The sequence below is a fragment of the Arthrobacter sp. B0316-1-20 genome, from assembly GCF_059091865.1.
This window is the reverse complement of the sequence record NZ_JBNHHC010000008.1, coordinates 76,518-95,366: the sequence shown is the minus strand read 5'-3', so window position 1 is coordinate 95,366 and position 18,849 is coordinate 76,518. Positions and strand designations below refer to the sequence as shown.

At 64.4% G+C, this 18,849-nt stretch carries 19 protein-coding genes; 8 read left to right on the top strand and 11 right to left on the bottom strand.

Translation table 11 applies throughout. From position 1 onward, the window contains the following. The first annotated feature begins 149 nt into the window (after positions 1 to 149). The 3 genes from AC5RW2_RS15205 to AC5RW2_RS15195 are packed head-to-tail and all read left to right on the top strand — an operon-like array spanning position 150 to position 2,185. Entirely contained in the window at positions 150 to 842 is a 693-nt protein-coding gene (locus AC5RW2_RS15205) for an MSMEG_4193 family putative phosphomutase (protein WP_494074128.1), read from the top strand. Between the two features lie 24 nt (positions 843 to 866). Beyond that, positions 867 to 1,418 carry a DUF3090 domain-containing protein gene (locus tag AC5RW2_RS15200; RefSeq protein ID WP_494074127.1) on the top strand — a complete coding sequence of 184 codons (552 nt, stop codon included), beginning with the start codon at positions 867 to 869 and terminating at the stop codon, positions 1,416 to 1,418. Beyond that, positions 1,418 to 2,185: an SCO1664 family protein gene (locus tag AC5RW2_RS15195; RefSeq protein ID WP_494074126.1), complete on the top strand. Its 768-nt coding sequence runs from the start codon at positions 1,418 to 1,420 to the stop codon at positions 2,183 to 2,185. The genes AC5RW2_RS15200 and AC5RW2_RS15195 overlap by 1 nt, the downstream gene beginning before the upstream one ends. Positions 2,186 to 2,258: 73 nt before the next feature. On the opposite strand, the gene AC5RW2_RS15190 is transcribed toward AC5RW2_RS15195, so the two are convergent. Continuing rightward, a complete protein-coding gene (locus AC5RW2_RS15190; protein WP_494025778.1) occupies positions 2,259 to 2,570 on the bottom strand; it encodes a DUF4839 domain-containing protein in 312 nt (103 codons plus the stop codon). Positions 2,571 to 2,764: 194 nt separating this feature from the next. Between AC5RW2_RS15190 and AC5RW2_RS15185 the strand changes: the two genes are divergently transcribed. Beyond that, positions 2,765 to 2,917 (top strand): hypothetical protein, encoded by a 153-nt coding sequence (locus AC5RW2_RS15185; protein WP_494074125.1) that lies wholly within the window; start codon positions 2,765 to 2,767, stop codon positions 2,915 to 2,917. Positions 2,918 to 3,128: 211 nt separating this feature from the next. Here the strand turns inward: AC5RW2_RS15185 and AC5RW2_RS15180 are convergent, their stop codons facing one another. The 4 genes from AC5RW2_RS15180 to AC5RW2_RS15165 all read right to left on the bottom strand — a co-directional run bounded on the left by AC5RW2_RS15180 (position 3,129) and on the right by AC5RW2_RS15165 (position 8,382). Beyond that, positions 3,129 to 4,370, bottom strand: a complete 1,242-nt coding sequence (locus AC5RW2_RS15180; RefSeq protein ID WP_494025492.1) for an AI-2E family transporter — start codon at positions 4,368 to 4,370, stop codon at positions 3,129 to 3,131. 856 nt (positions 4,371 to 5,226) lie between these two features. Beyond that, positions 5,227 to 6,498 (bottom strand): hypothetical protein, encoded by a 1,272-nt coding sequence (locus AC5RW2_RS15175; protein WP_494025491.1) that lies wholly within the window; start codon positions 6,496 to 6,498, stop codon positions 5,227 to 5,229. Between the two features lie 198 nt (positions 6,499 to 6,696). After that, positions 6,697 to 7,416, bottom strand: coding sequence for a DUF8453 domain-containing protein (locus tag AC5RW2_RS15170; RefSeq protein WP_494074124.1), 720 nt, complete (start codon positions 7,414 to 7,416; stop codon positions 6,697 to 6,699). A 300-nt stretch (positions 7,417 to 7,716) separates the two neighbouring features. Beyond that, entirely contained in the window at positions 7,717 to 8,382 is a 666-nt protein-coding gene (locus AC5RW2_RS15165; protein WP_494025489.1) for an acyl-CoA-like ligand-binding transcription factor, read from the bottom strand. Positions 8,383 to 8,554: 172 nt separating this feature from the next. On the opposite strand from AC5RW2_RS15165, the gene mftD reads away from it, so the two are divergent. Continuing rightward, positions 8,555 to 9,751 carry a pre-mycofactocin synthase MftD gene (gene mftD / locus AC5RW2_RS15160; RefSeq protein WP_494025488.1) on the top strand — a complete coding sequence of 399 codons (1,197 nt, stop codon included), beginning with the start codon at positions 8,555 to 8,557 and terminating at the stop codon, positions 9,749 to 9,751. Between the two features lie 232 nt (positions 9,752 to 9,983). Here the strand turns inward: mftD and AC5RW2_RS15155 are convergent, their stop codons facing one another. Together AC5RW2_RS15155 and ychF are read right to left on the bottom strand one after the other, a co-directional pair. Beyond that, positions 9,984 to 10,340 (bottom strand): zinc ribbon domain-containing protein YjdM, encoded by a 357-nt coding sequence (locus AC5RW2_RS15155; protein ID WP_494025487.1) that lies wholly within the window; start codon positions 10,338 to 10,340, stop codon positions 9,984 to 9,986. Continuing rightward, a complete protein-coding gene (gene ychF / locus AC5RW2_RS15150; RefSeq protein WP_494000361.1) occupies positions 10,333 to 11,418 on the bottom strand; it encodes a redox-regulated ATPase YchF in 1,086 nt (361 codons plus the stop codon). The genes AC5RW2_RS15155 and ychF overlap by 8 nt, the downstream gene beginning before the upstream one ends. Positions 11,419 to 11,496: 78 nt before the next feature. Between ychF and AC5RW2_RS15145 the strand changes: the two genes are divergently transcribed. After that, positions 11,497 to 12,708, top strand: a complete 1,212-nt coding sequence (locus tag AC5RW2_RS15145; RefSeq protein WP_494025486.1) for a DNA recombination protein RmuC — start codon at positions 11,497 to 11,499, stop codon at positions 12,706 to 12,708. A gap of 120 nt (positions 12,709 to 12,828) precedes the next feature. On the opposite strand, the gene AC5RW2_RS15140 is transcribed toward AC5RW2_RS15145, so the two are convergent. After that, positions 12,829 to 13,914: a 4-hydroxy-3-methylbut-2-enyl diphosphate reductase gene (locus AC5RW2_RS15140; RefSeq protein ID WP_494025485.1), complete on the bottom strand. Its 1,086-nt coding sequence runs from the start codon at positions 13,912 to 13,914 to the stop codon at positions 12,829 to 12,831. Between the two features lie 9 nt (positions 13,915 to 13,923). Then, positions 13,924 to 14,766 (bottom strand): hypothetical protein, encoded by an 843-nt coding sequence (locus tag AC5RW2_RS15135; RefSeq protein WP_494074123.1) that lies wholly within the window; start codon positions 14,764 to 14,766, stop codon positions 13,924 to 13,926. Between the two features lie 163 nt (positions 14,767 to 14,929). Between AC5RW2_RS15135 and xseA the strand changes: the two genes are divergently transcribed. Beyond that, positions 14,930 to 16,186 (top strand): exodeoxyribonuclease VII large subunit, encoded by a 1,257-nt coding sequence (gene xseA / locus AC5RW2_RS15130; protein WP_494022568.1) that lies wholly within the window; start codon positions 14,930 to 14,932, stop codon positions 16,184 to 16,186. A 58-nt stretch (positions 16,187 to 16,244) separates the two neighbouring features. Further along, complete coding sequence (locus AC5RW2_RS15125; RefSeq protein ID WP_494012635.1) at positions 16,245 to 16,526, top strand: exodeoxyribonuclease VII small subunit; 282 nt, start codon at positions 16,245 to 16,247, stop codon at positions 16,524 to 16,526. A 98-nt stretch (positions 16,527 to 16,624) separates the two neighbouring features. Here AC5RW2_RS15125 and AC5RW2_RS15120 read toward each other — a convergent pair whose 3' ends face one another. Further along, positions 16,625 to 17,440: a PPK2 family polyphosphate kinase gene (locus tag AC5RW2_RS15120; RefSeq protein ID WP_494012997.1), complete on the bottom strand. Its 816-nt coding sequence runs from the start codon at positions 17,438 to 17,440 to the stop codon at positions 16,625 to 16,627. Positions 17,441 to 17,579: 139 nt separating this feature from the next. Then, positions 17,580 to 18,794, bottom strand: a complete 1,215-nt coding sequence (locus AC5RW2_RS15115) for a pyridoxal phosphate-dependent aminotransferase (protein ID WP_494000367.1) — start codon at positions 18,792 to 18,794, stop codon at positions 17,580 to 17,582. Positions 18,795 to 18,849: the final 55 nt, after the last annotated feature.

Here is an 18,849-nt window from a genome sequence, read left to right as displayed (position 1 = left end):
AGGTACACACCCAGTCAAACTTTGTCCACAGTTCGACGTGGACGCAGACCTCAGGTTGGTCTGTCCATTCATGAAAGCGTTATTGGTCTGTTCGACGCGCGACCCTCTGCGGCTCACACCGCCGTCGAACGGGTGGTTAGGCTGGGTGGATGGCGACAGTCATTCTCGTGCGGCACGGCCGCACCACAGCCAATGCCACCGGCCTGCTGGCCGGTCGGGCCGGCGGCGTCTGCCTCGACCAGGTCGGGCGGGATCAGGCGGCCCTGACCGGAGACCGGCTCGCGGCGGTGCCCGTAGTCGGGGTGGTGTCGAGCCCTCTGGAGCGTTGTCGGCAGACCGCGCAGTTCATCCTCGACCGCCAGGCTGGCTCGCCGTACGCGCCGGTCGACCTAGACCTCACCGAATGCGATTACGGCGAGTGGCAGGGCCGCACGATCAGTGATCTTGAGACCGAGGAATTGTGGCCGGTCGTGCAGTCGCAACCGTCCGCCGTCGTCTTTCCCGGCGGTGAATCCCTGGCCTCGATGCAGGCTCGGTCGGTGGCAGCGATTCGACGCCACGATGCAGCCTTCGAGACGGAATACGGGCCAGGGGCCGTGTGGGTGGCGGTGAGTCACGGTGACATCATCAAGTCGATCCTCGCCGACGCGCTCGGCATGCACCTTGACCTGTTCCAGCGAATCACTGTGGGCCCGGGGTCCGTATCAATCGTGCGTTACGGCGTTAGTCGGCCAAGCGTCTACGCGACCAACACCGACGCCGGTGATCTGTCGTGGCTGTCGAACGGCATTCGCTCTGCCGATGCGCCGGTGGGCGGCGGTGCAGGGCAGCAGGAGCCATGAACCTCATGTGCCTAAAATACTGACATGCCTGCACGTGTTCACGAGTTCGCCTGGCCCGATCGGGTCGTCGTTGGCACCACAGGCCTTCCGGGGGCGCGTACGTTCTATCTACAGGTGCGTGCGGGGACGCAGATCGTGAGTATTACCCTGGAGAAACAGCAGTCGGCCCTGCTCGCAGAGAAGATCGACGAAATTCTCGACCAGCTCATGGCCCTCGAAGGCAACCCCTTCAGCGTTCCCGCGAGTACTCCCACTGAGCTCGTTGACAATGATCAGCTTGAGGCAGTTCAGGAGCAGTTTCGCACCGGCTCCATGAGCTTAGGTTGGGACCCGACGACCGCGCAGGTCGTGATAGAGGCCTACGCCATCACCGAGGTCGATGCCGACGACGACGAATCGCTTGATGAGGGCGGGGCTCAGGCGGCCGAAATGCTGCTGGTGCGCATGCCGGTCGGCACCGCCCGCGCATTCACCAAGCGCACCCGTGAAATTGTGGGCGCCGGACGTCCGACGTGCCCGCTCTGCGGCTACCCCATAGACGCCGACGGGCACACCTGTACCCTTCCCGAGGCCTGATGCCGGCGCCAAACCTGGTGACCGCCGAGCTGACGCTCACCGGCCGCATCACGACGGCCTCAAACGCGACATTTCTGGGCAGCATCGGCGACGTGGCGGTGGTCTATAAGCCGATAGCGGGGGAAAGTCCGCTGTGGGATTTTCCCCACGGCACCCTGGCTCACCGGGAGGTGGCCGCCTATCTGGTTTCGCAGGCCTTCGGCTGGGACATCGTGCCGCACACCTGGCTGCGCGATGGTCCGTTGGGCGAAGGAATGGTACAGCTCTGGCAGGAGCAAGACCCCGCCCAAAGCGCCGTGGACCTGGTCGCGGCGGACCAGGTGCCGGAGACGGGCTGGAGACACGTTCTCAGGGGCCGGGATGAGAACGGACGGATGGTCGCCCTCGTTCACGAAGACTCGCCAGCGCTCAGACGCATGGCGGTGTTCGACATCATCGTCAACAACGCCGACCGCAAAGGCGACCACATTCTTGCCATGACGGACGGACACCGGCACGGCGTGGACCATGGGCTGACCTTTCATCGTGACCACAAGTTGCGCACGGTGCTGTGGGGATGGCTGGGAGACGCTCTAACCGCCGAGGAACGCGACGGCATAGACCGTGTCAGCGAAGGACTGCACGGCGGGCTGGGCCGAAACCTGGCAGACCTGCTCAGCGCCGAAGAAATCACATCGCTCGCCGCGCGCTGCGCCAAGTTGCGCTTGGCAGGGCGGTTTCCGGCTCCGAGCGGTGAGATGTCCGCGGTGCCCTGGCCGCTGTTCTAATTTGATATGCAGCAAAGCGCGGCCGGCATCATTTGGACCTGGCCTGGAGGGGTCGCGTCGAGCCTCACCGCGTCTAGCGGAACGCCGTCTCGACGGGCTCCAAGAGGAATAGGCACGAGTTGGGCTCGTATTCTTCGACCTGGGCTGTGACGTGAAGGTTGGTGCCGACGCCGATCGTGTCCGGCATGTCGCCGGCGTACTGCAGATCGCTGGTGATGTGCACGTCGCGGAACGGAAAAGCCGGGCCGGATGCTGAGGTCTCGCTGAAGTCGCCTGCGCCGATCAGAATGTCGTACCGCGTGCTGGCACCGTCGTGGCTGTTCATCGCTCCGATGTTCCCGTCGAACTGGCAGGTCCTAGACGCCGATAACGGCGCATACGTCAGCCCACGACGCCTGGCTGGAAGACTTGATCATATGCCCTCGGGGTCGGCCAGCGCCCGCTTGGATGCGGTTACGCGTCGCTGCAACGAGTGAAGTCCAACCGCTCCCCCAGCTCCCCATCGACCACGAAGCCGGAGGGCACCGCATCAGTGGTCGCCGCCCACACACCAGGCAAGTAGCAGGCCAGGTCCTTGCCTTGGCGGGAGAAGAACGCCGTGCGTTCCCTGAACCGACGTTAGGCTGCAGAAACCGGGCGTCGGAGATATTCGAGGTGGTGGAGCTGATTGTCCGCCGCCTGCTGCCGCTGGCCGCCGACGACTGGCCGATCTTCGTGTGGGCCCGGATCTGATCGACAGGTACATGGAGATCCCGCGCGCCCGCGCCTAGACGGAACAGAACGGCGCCAGCTGGCAGATCAAGACCCTGCGGCTGTTTGTAGGGGGCGGGCTGGACCGTCCGGCAGCGCAGGCCGAGATGACGCGGCAGAATTCGCACAACATGCATACCAACGAGGCGGTGCACACCTGGCCGCTGGAGGGTGCGGCGGGTTAGGTCTGCGGTTAGCCCTGCGCGCCTGCCACGGTTGCCTCGGCTTCCGGCCGGCTGCTGTTAGAACCGTCTACCTCTGCTTCCCCTTCCGGTTGGACGGGGAAGACCACGTCCCGCAGATAACGCAGCACCACAATTCCCACCGCTGTTGTTGGTACCGATAGGAAAGCTCCGACGATGCCGAACAGGGTGCCGCCGACTGTTACCGAGGCCAGCACCACGGCCGGGTGGATCTTCAGCTTAGTTCCCACCAGGAACGGCTGCAGCAGGTTGCTCTCCAGTTGCTGGACCACAATCACCACGCCGAGCACGATCAGGGCCGTGACCCAGCCGTGGGAGATCAGGGCGATCAGGGCGGCGAGCAAACCTGTTGCCACCGCACCGACGACCGGGATGAAGGCCGCGATAAAGATCAGGATGGTCAGCGGCAAGGCGAGCGGAATGCCCAGAATGAAAAGGGCGGCGCCGATGAAGACAGCATCGACCAGGGCGACGGCGGCCTGCGCCGCGATGTAGCCGGACAGAGTCTGCCAGGCCCGGGAGGTCACGGCGGCGGCGTGTACGTAGACCTTAGCGTCCGTCCATCGGCTGGTCCAGGCGAGGAAGCGGTCGCCGTCTTTGAGGCAGAAGAACGTGAAGACCAGGACCAGCACAAAGATGATGGTGCCCGAAGTGATGGCCCCCAGTCCGGTGGTGATCCCGGAGGCGATGTCTCCGGCGTGCTCGCGGATCTGGGATACCGCGCTGTCCATCAGGGAATTCAGGTCCGCGTTTTCAAGATTGAACGGTGGCCCGGCCAGGAACTGGGTGATCTGCCCGAGGTTTTCGCGTGCCTTCCCGGCCAGCCCCGCGGTTCCCGAGGCCAGCGACGGAATTACCAGTATCAGCACTCCGACGACGGCAGCCAGCGCAGCGAGCACGGTGACAAAGGCCGCCAGCGCCTTGGGCATGAGGCGGCGGGCCAGGCGGTTCACCGGCCACAGGATGCTGGCCAGCAGCAGGGCCAGGATCGTCGGGAAAACCACCGACCACAGCGAACGGACCAGCCACCAGGCCAGCACTAAACCGATAGCGATGACAACGGCCCGTCCAGTCCACAGAGCCGTGCGGTCGACGCCGGCGGCGAAAATCCCGCGCGGTTCCTGCGGCTTCACTCCGGGTCCGGTGGCGGATTCCACCGCCTCGGGATCAGCCTTGAGAGTGCTCGACACCGAGCGAGCGGTCGATGCCTGACGCTTCGGAATAAATCGCATGCTTCCTATCCTGCCCCACTTGGGCAACTGATCCCGCGCCCAGGCCATGCCGCAGATTCAACTTGGCAGGCATCGTGCGTGGACCGTTCCGATGGGATGGCTCCGCGGTACTTGAAGATTGCCGGGAAATGGCATGACCACAACCTACGGGGTGCGTCTCCGGGACTGGGTAGTGCTGTCCCTCTTAGGTAGCGCGCGCCGCCGCAGGAGCACCGACATGGCGACAATAAAGAAAAGGATGTAAAGCCATGCGGGGATCAGCCGCGCCCAGACGGGGGCGGATACGAGGATCAGAATCAGATTCGCCACTGTCAGCCCGAGTAGACAGATCGCAAAGGGCCACCACAGGGGGTCTGGCTTCCATGTCGCCATGCCCCGAGCCTAAACCTGAGGAGGAGGGAGGGGTACCTCCTTCGGCCGGCTATGGTTCCGTCCGCCTGCATAGCCATCGCGAAAGCGTGCGGGCACTCCCTACAGCACAGGAAACCATGATGACACCGAGGATAATTGCGGCAATGCCGAGCAGCCTTCACCTCGACTGCTGCGCCTGGCCGCTAAGAACACGGGATTCTAGCGGCCATCGCAAACGTCTCAGGGAGATTAGGAACTATACATTGAACCTAAATTCCACCACGTCCCGTAGCCGAATAACCTCACCCCGAGCGCCGGGTCTCCGGCGTGTGGGCCCTGTTGGACGTGTCCCAGCCAGGCCTCGCGCTCCGTAGCAAATCAACCCCTTGCCGAACGGAAGGTATGCCGACGAGGCTGCTAGCTGGCGGTCACGGGCACCCGAACGCCGGCACGGGTCTCGTTCAAGAAGCGGGCTGCGGCCTACGGCTCTGCAACAATCTCAGCGTCAGGTTACACCGGAGACATCTTCGCTTTGGGGGCTTTCCTCATCCGGTAGTTTTTTCTTCTTAGGTTTGAACAAGCCGGTTACACCGGACCCAACGATGTCCGCTGTTCCGGCAATCGCACCGCCCAGGTTCTTAGCGTTCTTAAGGACCTGTGGCGCATCCGGAAGACCTTCGCCAGCGAGATCGCGTGAACGGAACTTGTCCGCAGCATTAGAGGCAGTTCCTTTGACTTTCGAACTAACATCCTCGAAAGCGGACGCAAGTGCTTTTGTCCTGTTTGATGCCAATTCATCGACATCCTTTAAGGCGGCAAGGTAGGCCCCTGCATCGACGTTCGGAGGTGGAATTTCCCTGAGATGCTTCATTAGGCGGTTCGACTGAGTCTTGAGAGTGACAAATGTGAGACCGCCTGACACCACTCCTCCAATTACCGGAACCACCTTGCTCACAGTATTGGCGAAGGTCTGTTTAGTTACCTGAACTCCGACGATCCGCAGCGTCTGCTTCATTGGGAGATACCACGCGGTTTTAGTCAGTGCAACACTCGCGATCTTCTTCTGGACGGCTGGACGGGCAACCTGAGCGGCGAAGCGGCTGACCGTAGTCGACGCGCCGCCGACCCCCATCATTACGCCGAGGAACGCAGCCAGCATGCCCAAGGTTTCATCATCCACGTCCTCAAGATCGTTGAGGAACGATTGCCAGCCATACGTATAGGCGAGTTTCTGCATGACTCTGAAGGCATGCACGTAGAACTGAGTAATGTCTGCGGGCACCGTTCCGACCATTGCGAAACCCCCAGGCAAACCGGCAGCAAATGACAACGCCGTAGACTTTCCAGTCTCGAAGTCAATAGCGCTCTGGGCAATTTCATCAAGCATGGCCAGGGAAATGCCCGCTGCCGCTGGGTTTTCTGCGACCACCCTGTCGATCTCGGCGGCCCCGAGAGCTCTCTTATGAAGCTCTGCCCTAAGGAATTGCGCCCTGTCAATGCGCACACCCCGCAGGCGTATAACCTTTTTCAGGAACTCGATAGCGAATTGCTCCAGTTCCCGATCTTGTTCATCGATCGTGGCCTTGATGCCTGGATTGTCGCCCTCTTCTGAGTCGAGAACGTCACTCTCTACGTCGACTATGCTCCCCGGGTCCGCCACCGCAATCGGCTCTACGTCTTTACCGTTCTCGTCGCTCACAGTTTCCGCCATTCCCCCTGGTCTGAAGTCATCCCTAGCCGAGACGATCATAACCGCGATATCCACTGAATCAGTCATAGCGGGCGCAGACGTTGCATCAAGCTTGCGTAGTGAATATATAGGCGGCTCAAGTCGGGTGTTCGTTTTTTCAACTTGTGAGAAAGACGAGGGGCTGGCCCCGCAGCATTACCTGCGGCACCAACCCCTCGTCGCAGTGAAAAACTTAGACGTTGAACCTGAACTCAACCACGTTCCGCGGCCGAATAACCTATGAGATCACGACGCCACTCCTGGCTCCCCTGGAGTTTCCAGCACCTCTTGACGACGCTGGACGCTTGAGTCAGCCAACGTGGTCTCGATGATATCGCTCCGGACTAGCGCCACAATGTCCTTCTGCTGGATGTACTCCCGGAGCATCTTTGTTTCACCCGCAAGTTTCTCTATTTCCTTTCGGACGAAGTGGAGATTGCCGTCTGGCGCGTCTCGCGCTTCCCGCCAGTCCCGCGGGCGTATCGCAAACTCAACTGGTTCGAGGGCTCCGTACGGGCCTTCACCTGTCACCCGAAGGCTGTAGCTAGTCTCATCGCCCTCATCCTCGAGAAGATCAAAGCCGCGTCCGAGCGACCAACGGATAGTTCGTCCAGGAGCCAATGAAAGTATGCCATCACGGACTCTCTTCTGGGCAGCAATAGTTGCCCCCGAATATTTGGGGTGCTCTGGGATAGGAGGGTCGATGAGAATACGAACGTTGCGCGCCGTTGTCGGGCCCGAGTTGCCTACAACAAGTTGGAGCATCGTGCCTTGTTGCACGTCGGGCTGGATATCAGCCCACACGTAAGGCTGGGCGGCTTGCTGCATCAGGCTGCGTTGGATCGCGGTCTGATCTTCGGCTGCACTTGCTGCACGCTGAGCCGGCTTCAAGGCGACCAAGGCAGCGACGGCGGCGGCGACGGCACCTAACGCAGCAACAATTGCTGCGATCGTATTGGAATCCATCGTCCAAACCTATGCGCAGCTAGCCGGAGCAACTAAATGCAAGGTAGCTTATCGGCGACGGGACGTTTCGTAGTGCATTCGACGGTCCAAACGCTTACTCATCAGATGCAGCGCGCATCTGCTCACTCAGCGGTCTCCTCCTGCGAGCCCGAGAACAAGTCTCTGCTCAATACCTTGCACGTGCCTATGTTCGCCGAAAACAGGAAGCTCTTGGAGCCGGGCCATAGGAGCTCTTCTATCAGCCTTGAACCTTTCAGTTAGAACGCGCTGGGGAGCTCTCGAGGATTTCTCCGCTGAACATCACATAACTTCAGGGGGTTTCTGACACTGGGAGCTCTCGGCTCGCCCTTCGCCAATTAGAGGACTGAGTGCTTCACATATAGGATCCAGAGCCTCTCCCATCCGTGCGACTACGTCCCCATTGAACCCTTCATCTCGACCCCATGACCGCAAGGTCGCCAAGAAAGCCCCTTGGATAGCGCCGCCGATGCTCGCGGGAATGACACTCTCTGGATGGGTACCTGTGCGCTCTCCGACGAATTCGGCAACAGTTCGCCCCCAGTCGAACCATCGAATCGACACGCTAGGGCGAAGGGACCGAGTTTGCTCAAGTACCTTGAAACGCCTCCGCCATAGTTGCCGTTCATCTGCAGCTTGCTCTAACGCCTTGAGAACCGCACCCTCTACCGCCGCAAGGACCGGGAGGTTCTCGGACTGGCAGTGCAGGAGTTCGGCTAGACGTACGAGGTGGTCATCGAAGCCAACCCACAGGATGTCGGCCTTCGATGGGAAGTAGCGAAAGAGAGTCGTACGACCCACGCCGCAGGCCATGGCGACCTCTGACATCGAAGTCTGCTCGAATCCCTTCTCGAGGAACAGCCCGATAGCGCATTCCTCAATCTCCGCTGCAGATGAGGCATACGGTCGCCCGCCACGCCCATTTTCGCCTTGTCTCGCCAAGTTCACTTCTCCCACTCATCAGGAACGCCCCCCCTTTTGGTACTGAGTACCATTAGGGTAGTGTCGGACGTCACATACACCTTACAAACGTTCCATTTACAGCATGGCATGGTGCGAGCCGGGCCGAGACAGCGGCCCTCATTGCATCGCAGCCAAACCCAACAACCGAGGAGAGATCATGGCAAGGAAGCCAATCGAGACGGTAGAAGACGCGAGACAGCGAGCCAAAAAACGGTTGCCAGGCGCAGTATTCTCTGCATTACTTGCCGGCAACGAGCGCGGTGCCACTTTGGACCAGAACCTCAAAGCCTTCGACAGTATCGGTGTGATCCCGCGGGTAGGTGTTGAGGTTAAGAGTCGGGACTACAGCACCAATTTCATGGGCATCGACATGTCGCTCCCGCTGATCATGAGTCCTGCGGGGGCGCAGGCGATGCACGTCGACGGGGAGGTCCCCGTGGCCAGGGCAACCAGAAAGGCCGGCCTCACCCTCGGGCACAGCAACTTCGCCTCGAGTCGGTTCGAAGATGTCATCAACGAGAACCCGGACGCGATCTATCAGCTGTACTGGACCGGCACACGTGATGACATTGCCGTGCGGATCGGGCGGGCGAAGGCATCGGGCGCGAAGGCCCTGATCCTGACGATGGACGCTCTTCCCATTCAGGCCCGAGACTGGGGATCCCCCGCCATGCCAGGGAATCTCAACCTGCCCGAGATGATCAGATTCGCCCCGGTAGCACTCTCCCGGCCCAGGTGGCTCAGCAGCTACCTGCAGCGTGGCCAAATCCCCGACCTCACCGTGCCGAACTTCGGCGACGGGATCGGCGATGCCCCCACAATGATGGACGCATTTATGCAATGGCTTGATACCCCGCTCCCGAGCTGGGATGACGTCGCGTGGGTGAAGGAGGCTTGGGGCGGACCGTTCATGATCAAGGGAATCTGGCACCCGGACGACGCTCTCCGCGCGATAGACGCCGGTGCGACAGCAATCGGGGTATCCAACCACGGCGGAAACAACCTCGATACGACGCCGTCGGCGCTACGCGCACTCCCCGCGATCGTCTCGGCGGTCAACGGGCAGGCTCAAGTGTCTTACGACGGTGGAATCCGACGGGGTGGTGACATCGTCAAGGCGCTGGCGCTCGGCGCGGACGTGGTCCTCGCCGGACGAGCTTGGCTGTTTGGGCTGTCCGCCGACGGAGAGCGGGGGGTTACCGAAGTGATCACCGCCTTACGGACCAGCATGGAGAAGTTCATGCTTGGGTTGGGACACGATAGCATCGACCAAATCAGCAAGGATGACTTGGTAATCCCGGATGGATTCATCCTGGAGAAGTCTGCATTCGAGCGAGTTGCAACTCTCGTTTAGAGTGCGTCTACTAGTCTGAACGAGTCGAAGTGATGCGCTGCTGCTTAAATTTGCCACGTCTCCAGCCGCGTTTGTGGGGCCCCGTCGCAGTGGCGGGCGGGACCCCACAACTCAGCGCCGCAGCTTGTTAGGACTGGTCGTAGCCTGCGACCAGGCGTCCTGAAACGCCGCCCTTGGCCAGGCGGTCGAGGATCAACCGACGAAACCCCTAGACATGAGGAATGGCCGCGGGTCAGATGACCTTCTTCACCACGCTGGACTTCAGTTGCATCCGCCCAAACCCGGGAACGGTCGCATCAATGTCGTGATCGCCCACGCCGTCCTCAATGAGTCGGATGCCGCGCACCTTCGTGCCGACCTTCACGACTCCGCCACCGGCTCCCTTGACCTTGAGGTCCTTGACGACCGTGACCGTGTCACCATCGGCGAGCACATTGCCCACGGCATCCTTGATCAAAGCGGTCTCAGGCATGGTCTCGGCCGAGTCTTTCGGCCATTCATGGCCGCACATCGGGCACACCAACAAGGCGCCCTGCTCGTACGTGAACGCCTCGTGGCACTCCGGGCAAGACGGCAGACCGTCAGACATTGAAACGGAATTCCACCACGTCGCCGTCGACCATGACGTAGTCCTTGCCTTCGATCCGCACCTTGCCGCGGGCCTTCGCCTCGGCCATGGACCCCGCCTCCACCAGATCGGCGAAGGAAACCACCTCGGCCTTGATGAAGCCGCGCTGGAAGTCCGAGTGGATCACGCCGGCAGCCTGCGGAGCGGTGTCGCCGCGGTTGATGGTCCAGGCGCGCGCTTCCTTCGGCCCGGCCGTCAGGTAGGTCTGCAGCCCCAGCGTGTGGAAGCCCACCCGCGCCAGCTGGTCCAGCCCGGACTCGTCCTGGCCGTTCATCTCCAGCATCTCGCGGGCTTCTTCCTCGTCGAGTTCCACGAGGTCCGCCTCCAGCTTGGCATCCAGGAACACGCAGTCGGCGGGTGCCACCAGCCCGCGCAGCTCGGCCTGCCGCTCGGGGCTGCCGAGCACGGCGTCGTCCACGTTGAACACATAGATGAACGGCTTGGCGGTCAACAGGCTCAGTTCCCGGAGGTTTTCCATGTCCAGCTTGTCGCTCTCAACGGAGGAAAAGACGGTGTCGCCGCGCTCCAGAACTTTTTGCGCTGCCTGCAGGGCGGCCAGTTCCGCGGCGTCGCGCTTCTTGATCTTGACTTCCTTCTCCACCCGCGGGAGGGCCTTTTCCAAGGTCTGCAGGTCGGCCAGGATCAGCTCGGTGTTGATGGTTTCCATGTCCGAACGCGGGTCGACCTTGCCGTCCACGTGGACAACGTCGGGGTCGTCGAACACACGGATGACTTGGGCGATCGCCTGCGCTTCGCGGATGTTCGCCAGGAACTGGTTGCCCAGCCCCTCACCCTCGGAAGCCCCCTTGACGATGCCGGCGATGTCCACGAAGGACACGGTCGCGGGCAGGATCCGCTGCGACCCGAAGATCTCCGCCAGCTTCTCCAGCCGCGGGTCCGGCAGCGAGACCACACCGACGTTCGGCTCGATGGTGGCGAACGGGTAGTTTGCCGCGAGCACGCTGTTGCGGGTCAGTGCGTTGAAGAGGGTTGATTTGCCGACGTTGGGCAGTCCGACGATGCCAATAGTTAGAGCCACGGTAGTCAAGGATACCGTGGCCCGGACACATCGACCCGCGTGCCGTATTTTGTCCGAGGCGGCTGGCATGGTGAAGGTATGGATGCATCGCATGTACTTCTCGCCCTTCTGGCCCTGTTCGTGGGCGCCGCCGCCGGCGCCGCGGCCGTGGCCGTCCTTCTCCGCCGCCGGCTGGCGGATCTGCAGGACGCCGCGAAGGACGACGGCGACCGGCTGGCAGACCTCTCGGCCCGCCTCGCCGGGGTGGAAGCGGAGCGCCGGATGCTCGCCGAGCAGAACGCACAGCTCTACGCCCAGGATGAGCAGGAGAACACCGTGCTGCGCGCCCTGATCCCGGTCGGTGAGAAGCTCAAGCTCGTCCAGCAGCAGGTCAGCCTGCTGGAACGGGACCGGGTGGAGCAGTTCGGCCAGTTGGCCGAACAATTGCGTGCAGCCCAGCGCAGCGACGAGGCGCTGATGCGTTCCACGCAGACGCTCGCCTCCGCGCTGCAGTCCAATTCCGCCCGCGGGCAGTGGGGCGAGGTGCAGTTGCGTCGGGTGGTGGAAGCTGCCGGGATGCTCGCCCGGGTGGACTTTGACGAGCAGGTGCACCTCGCCGGGGCGGACCGGACCGGCCGTCCGGACATGATCATCCGGCTGCCGGGTGGAAAGTCCATCGTCGCGGATGCCAAGGTTCCGCTGCGCGCCTACCTGCAGGCCCAGGAAATTCCGGCGGCCGCATCGGCTGCCGAACAGCAGCAACGGGTGGATCTGCTGAACGCCCATGCCAAGGCGGTGCGCGCCCACGTGGATGCCCTGGCGGGGCGGAAGTATTGGGAGAGCCTGCAGGCGTCCCCGGAGTTGGTGCTCTGTTTCCTGCCCTCGGAGGCGGTGCTCTCCGCCGCCCTGCATGCCGATCCCGGCCTGCTCGACCACGCCTTCGCCCGCAGCGTTGCGCTGGTCTCCCCCGTCTCGCTGCTGGCCACGCTGAAGTCGGTGGCCTTTACCTGGCGGCAGGAAGTGCTCAAGGACAACGCACGCGAGATCTTCGACCTGTCGCGGCAGCTCTACGAGCGGCTCGGAACGCTGGGCGACCATGTCACCAAGCTGGGCTCGTCGCTCAAGAGCTCGGTCGAGCGCTACAACTCGTTTGTGGGGACCCTGGAATCAAGGGTGTTGCCGACCGCGCGGAAGATCTACGCCTTCGACGGCACGTCCCTGGAGGAGCCCGCCGCCCCGGCGGCCCTGGAGAACACGCCCCGGCTGCTCTCGGCCCCCGAACTGATCGAAGGCCGCGACCCGGCCGCCTAGCAGGGCGGCCCGGGCCTTGCGTGCCAGGTGGCGCTGCGGCCGGAGCCGTGTCCGCGGATCCGGCCAGGCGGACGCCGCGGACCTGCGCTTGCCGGGCCGACGGCGCCGCGGTCCCGGGCGTTAGCGTCCCGGGCGGGTGACGCGGCCGCCGAGGCCGCGCGTTTCGTCGCCGCGTTCCTTGAGCGTGGCGCGCAGTTCCTTCGGCAGCGAGAAAAGGATGTCCTCTTCGGCGGTGACCACTTCTTCCACGTCGCCGTAGCCGTAGTCGCCCAACAGGCGCAGCACCTCGCGCACCAGAACCTCCGGCACGGAGGCTCCGGAGGTCACGCCGACGGTGGCCACGCCCTCGAACCAGGACTCGTCTACCTCGTTGGCGAAGTCCACGCGGTAGGCCGCCTTGGCGCCGTACTCGAGGGCGACCTCGACCAGCCGCACGGAGTTGGATGAGTTTTCGGAGCCGACCACAATGACCAGGTCCGCTTGGGGTGCGATCTTCTTGATCGCGGCCTGGCGGTTGGAAGTGGCGTAGCAGATGTCGTCGCTCGGCGGATCCTGCAGAGCCGGGAAGCGGTCCCGCAGGATGGAGACGATTTCCATCGTCTCGTCGACCGAGAGCGTCGTCTGCGACAGCCAGATCAGCCTTTCCGGATCCCGCACTTGCACTGTCCGCGCCTCGTCCGGGTTGTTGACGATCGTGGTGTGGTCCGGCGCTTCCCCGTAGGTCCCTTCGACTTCTTCGTGTCCCTCGTGACCGATCAGCAGGATCTCGTTGCCGTCGCGGGCGAACCGCACGGCTTCCCGGTGCACCTTGGTCACCAACGGGCAGGTCGCGTCGATGGTCCGCAGCTGGCGGTCCTCGGCGGACTGCACCACCGCAGGCGAAACACCGTGCGCCGAGAAGACGACCAGGGCGCCTTCGGGCACCTCGTCGGTCTCTTCGACGAAGATGGCGCCCTTTTCCTCCAGCGTGGAGACCACGTGCACATTGTGGACGATCTGCTTGCGCACGTAGACGGGCGGGCCATAATGCTCCAGCGCCTTTTCCACCGCGATCACGGCCCGGTCGACGCCGGCGCAGTATCCACGCGGGGCCGCCAGCAGCACCTTCTTGTCACCGTCCACGGGTGCGGCAGCCCAGACCTCGTCCGGGGTGCGGCGCTTGCGGGGAATGGTAGGCATGGAAAGGGAAACAGCAGTACTGGCCATGCCTCTATGCTAGCCCGTGGGCCCGGTCCGCCGGGCCCCGCCCAGCACCGCACGCAGGGTGAAACCGGCCACCGCGACCCCCAGTCCGGCGGCGGCAAAGACGGCGGCCCAGGGCCGGAAGTCGGCGACGGCCAACTCGACCAGCCTCCCCAGGACCACTTGGGCCAACGCACTTTCGCCCGCCGCATTCACTGCCAGCGGCGGTGCAAGCCCGGCGGCCAGCCAGAGGCCCCCGCCCAGTAATCCCGCGCCAATACCGGCCCAGGCCAGCGCCGTGGCGGGACGCCGGGCGGCCAGCAGCATCAGCACCAGTGCCGCGGCCGCTGCCACCGCGGCAACCCACCACTGCGACGGCAGGTCCCGCACCGAGGCCAAAACGCCGCCCGCCTCTGCCGAGCCCAGCGGCAACAACACCTGCTCGGGGCTGCGGATATTAGTACCCAGCGCGTCCGCTACCCGCGAAACCGCCAGGGCCACCATGGGGGCGATATCCAGCGTGACGGCTGCCTCTCCCCCGGAAGTCCCTGAGAACGTATGCGCGTGCGACAGGGCCAGCGACTCGTTGAGGGCCCGCGGGAATCCGGCCAGTTCGGTCATCGCTCCAGCGGTTCGCTCCACGATGGGCCGCACGAGTTCCTGGAGGCCGGCCGGCAACTCGGCACTGCCGGCAACTTCTTCCGTGATGGTGGCGGCCAGCGCCGACCGGAACCCGGCGTCCTCGCCCAGCGGGGCGGCCAGCGACACGAAGCCCCCACGGTCGAGCACCCGTTGGTCGGCCCAGGCCCCGCAGAGCGCGGCCCCGGCGAGGAGCACGGCCAACAGCCCGCCGACCGCAGCCAACAACGTCCGCACGGTCTCCTCCGTTTCCTTGCTTGCTTCAGGCAGATCCGGCGGGGCTCGAGGAGCGCCGCCTACCCCTACCCAGTACAACAGAGAATCCGATTGACAGGGATAACTGGTAAGAATGTAGGGTCTCCGGCAGCCGTCGGAATCACACCTCCGGAAGGGGCAATTCATGGAGTCAAGCGCGGTCCAAGGCGCCGGCACCGGACAATCGACCCTGCCCCCGACTGCCAACCAGACGACGGCGGACAACCCGTGGCCGCTGCGGCTGCTGTCCCAAAAGCTCAAGATGCACATCGACCGCGTGCCGCCCACGTGGGTCGAAGGCCAGGTCATTGAGCTTAACCGCCGGAACGCCACCACCTACCTGACGCTGCGGGATACCGACGCCGAGGCATCCTTCAGCCTGGTGGTCTGGGGCAGCGTGATGGCGCGCCTGGAGCTGCCGCTGGAACCGGGCTCCCGGGTGGTGGCGCAGATCAAACCGGACCTCTACGTGAAGACCGGGCGGCTGACCATGCAGACCCGGGACATCCGGCCGGTGGGGCTCGGCGACCTGCTGGTGAGGCTGGAGCGGCTGCGCCGGGCGCTGGCCGCCGAAGGCCTCTTCGATCCGTCCCGCAAGCGCCGGCTGCCCCTGCTGCCGCACCGCATCGGCCTCATTACCGGCCGCGATTCCGACGCCATGAAGGACGTCATCCGGAATGCATCGCTGCGCTGGCCGGCCGTCGAATTCGAGGTCCGGGAAGTTGCCGTCCAGGGCGTGAATGCCGTGGCCCAGGTGATGCAGGCGCTCGGCGAGCTCGACGCCCGTGACGATGTGGACGTCATCGTCATCGCCCGCGGCGGAGGTTCGCTGGAGGACCTGCTGCCCTTCAGCAACGAGGATTTGGTCCGGGCGGTGGCCGCCGCCGCCACGCCGGTGGTGAGCGCCATCGGACACGAAGCGGACCGGCCCCTGCTCGACGAGGTCGCGGACCTGCGTGCCTCCACGCCGACCGACGCCGCCAAGCGCATCGTCCCGGACGTCAGCGAGGAACTGCACCGCATCGGACAAGCCCGCGCCCTGCTTGCCCGCCGGGTGGAGCAGTTGGTCCACCGAGAAACCGAACGCCTGGCCGCGCTGCGCAGCCGCCCGGTGATGGCAAACCCCGCGGGCATGGTGGACGTCCGGGCGGAAGATCTCCACCGGCTCGTCTCCCGGGCCCACCAGGCCGTCTCGGCGGCCGTGCACCGTGACAGCGACCGGGTCGCCCACCTGAAGGCACAGGTGCGCGCACTGTCCCCCCAGAACACACTGGACCGCGGCTATGCCGTGGCCCAGCTGCCCGATGGCCGGGTGCTGCGCGATGCGGCGGACGCACCGGCCGGAACACGGCTGCGGCTCCGGGTGGCCGTCGGCGAAGTATCCGCCGAAGCCCTTCCCTGACGCCGTTCCCGGAATCCCAGACACCACCACACAACACCGGCACCGAAAGCGAGACCCCATGACAGAGCAGCCCGCACCGCCCGACGTCGCCTCCCTCTCCTATGAGCAGGCGCGCGAGGAATTGGTGGCCGTCGTCAGCCAGTTGGAAGCCGGCGGCGCCAGCCTTGAACAGTCCCTGGCACTGTGGGAGCGCGGCGAGGCCTTGGCGGCCCGCTGCGAGGCATGGCTGGAAGGCGCACGGCAGCGGCTCGACGCGGCACGCGAGGCGGCAGGGACCGAGCCGTCGCCGGCCAGCCCGGGCAGCCCCGGAACCGCCGCGTCCCCGGTATCACCCCTCTAGTCCGCCGCGGAACCGCCGCGTCCCCGGTGTCACCCCTCTAGTCCGCCCCGGCCAGACCGGTTCCCGGGCATCGGACCGGCGAACCCGGCGGGCGTGCGTTACGAGGCAGCCAGGCGGGCCTTTTCCGCCTCGACGTCGAAGCCCGCCGGCGGCCACTGCGGGTCGATGTCTTCCAGTGCCTGCAGCAGAAGCTCCTGCACGGCGATCCGTGCATACCATTTGTGGTCCGCCGGCACCACGAACCACGGCGCGTCGACGGTGCTGGTCCGCTCCAACATGACCTGGTAGGCCTGCTGGTACTCGTCCCAGCGCCGCCGCGCGTCCACGTCGCCGGGATCGTACTTCCAGTGCTTGTCGGCCCGGTCGAGCCGGTCGCGCAACCGTTTGCCCTGTTCGCGCTTGCCCAGGTGCAGCATGACCTTGATCATCCGGATGCCCCGGCGGGCCACCATCGCCTCGAAGTCGATGATCTGCCCGTAGCGTGCCTCCACCTCCGCCAAGGGCGAGAGCCCGTGCACGCGGTGGATGAGCACATCTTCGTAGTGCGACCGGTCAAACACTCCGATCATGCCGGGACCGGGCAAGGCCCGCTCCACCCGCCAGAGGAAATCGTGCTCCAGCTCCTCCGGCGTCGGCGCCTTGAAGGCCCGGTGGGAAATCCCCTGCGGGTCTGCGGCTCCGACCACGTGCCGGACGATCCCGCCCTTGCCGGAGGTATCCATCCCCTGCAGCACCAGCAGGACCGCGTCCGGCGCCCCGGCGCGGCTCTGCGCGAAGAGGCGTTCCTGCAGTTCGGACAGCCGGCGGTCCGAGGCCCTGAGCAGGAGTTTTCCCTCGGTCCTGCCGCCGAGGAATCCGGGTGTGGAGCCGGTATCGACACCGGCCAGGCCGAATCCCGGGCCGACCCGCAGCATCTCCGACGGCGTCCGCGTGAACTCGGGCAATCCGGTCTGTTCCACCTGGTCCTCCTGTTCGGCCCGGCCGGCTTGGCCGGCGGTGCGGGTGGCGACAGCCTACCGAGCCGCCGGCGGCGCGGCTACGCAGACGCGGCTGTCACTGCCGGTATCCGGCCAGGAACTCCTCGATCCGCCCCACGGCTTCGGTCAGCACGTCCACGTTGGGCAGCGTGACCAGCCGGAAATGGTCCGGCTGCGTCCAGTTGAACGCCCGGCCGTGCGAGATCAGGATCTTCTGCTGCTTGAGCAGGTCCAACGCAAACTGTTCGTCGTCCTTGATCCCGTAAACTTCCGGGTCGAGCCTGGGGAACAGGTAGAGCGCGCCCTTGGCCTGCTGCGTGCTGACGCCGGGGATGGCGTTCAATAGCTCATAGGCTTTATTGCGTTGCTCGAGCAGCCTGCCGCCGGGCAGGATGAGGTCGTTGATGCTCTGGTGGCCGCCCAGGGCGGTCTGGATGGCATGCTGGGCGGGCACGTTCGCGCACAACCGCATGTTGGTGAGCAGGTTGATGCCCTCGATGTAGTCCGCGGCCAGGTGCTTCGGCCCGGAAATGGCCATCCAGCCGCTGCGGAAGCCGCACACGCGGTAGGCCTTCGACAGGCCGCTGAACGTCATGACCAGCACGTCGTCGGCCAGCAGCGCCGTGTTCACATGCTCCGCATCCTCGTACAGGATCTTCTCGTAGATCTCGTCCGAGAACACCACCAGGTTGTGCCGGCGCGCCAGTTCCAGCATCCCCTCGAGGATGTGCCGCGGATAGACGGCGCCGGTGGGGTTGTTCGGGTTGATGATCACGATGCCCTTGGTGTTGGGCGTGATCTTCCGTTCGATGTCTTCGAGATCCGGCAGCCAGCCCTCTTCCTCGACGCAGAGGTAGTGCACCGGGTGGCCGCCGGCCAGCGACACCGACGCGGTCCAGAGCGGATAGTCGGGGGCCGGGATGAGCACTTCGTCGCCATTGTTCAGCAGCGCCTGCAGGCTCATGGTGATCAGCTCGCTGACCCCGTTGCCCAGGTACACGTCGTCCACGCCGATCTCTTGGATGCCGCGGGTCTGGTAGTACTGCGACACCGCGGTCCTGGCCGAGAAAATCCCGCGCGAATCGCTGTAGCCCTGCGCGGTGGGCAGGTTGCGGATCATGTCCACCAGGATGGCGTCCGGAGCTTCGAATCCGAACGGCGCCGGGTTGCCGATGTTCAACTTGAGGATGCGCTGGCCCTCGGCCTCCATCCGCTGGGCATGCTCGAGGAGCGGACCGCGGATGTCGTAGAGGACGTTGTGGAGCTTGTTGGACTGCTTGTACTGGGCCATCCAACGATCTTCGCACACGGCACGCGCCGCCCCGGAGACCGAAGCGGCGCGTGAA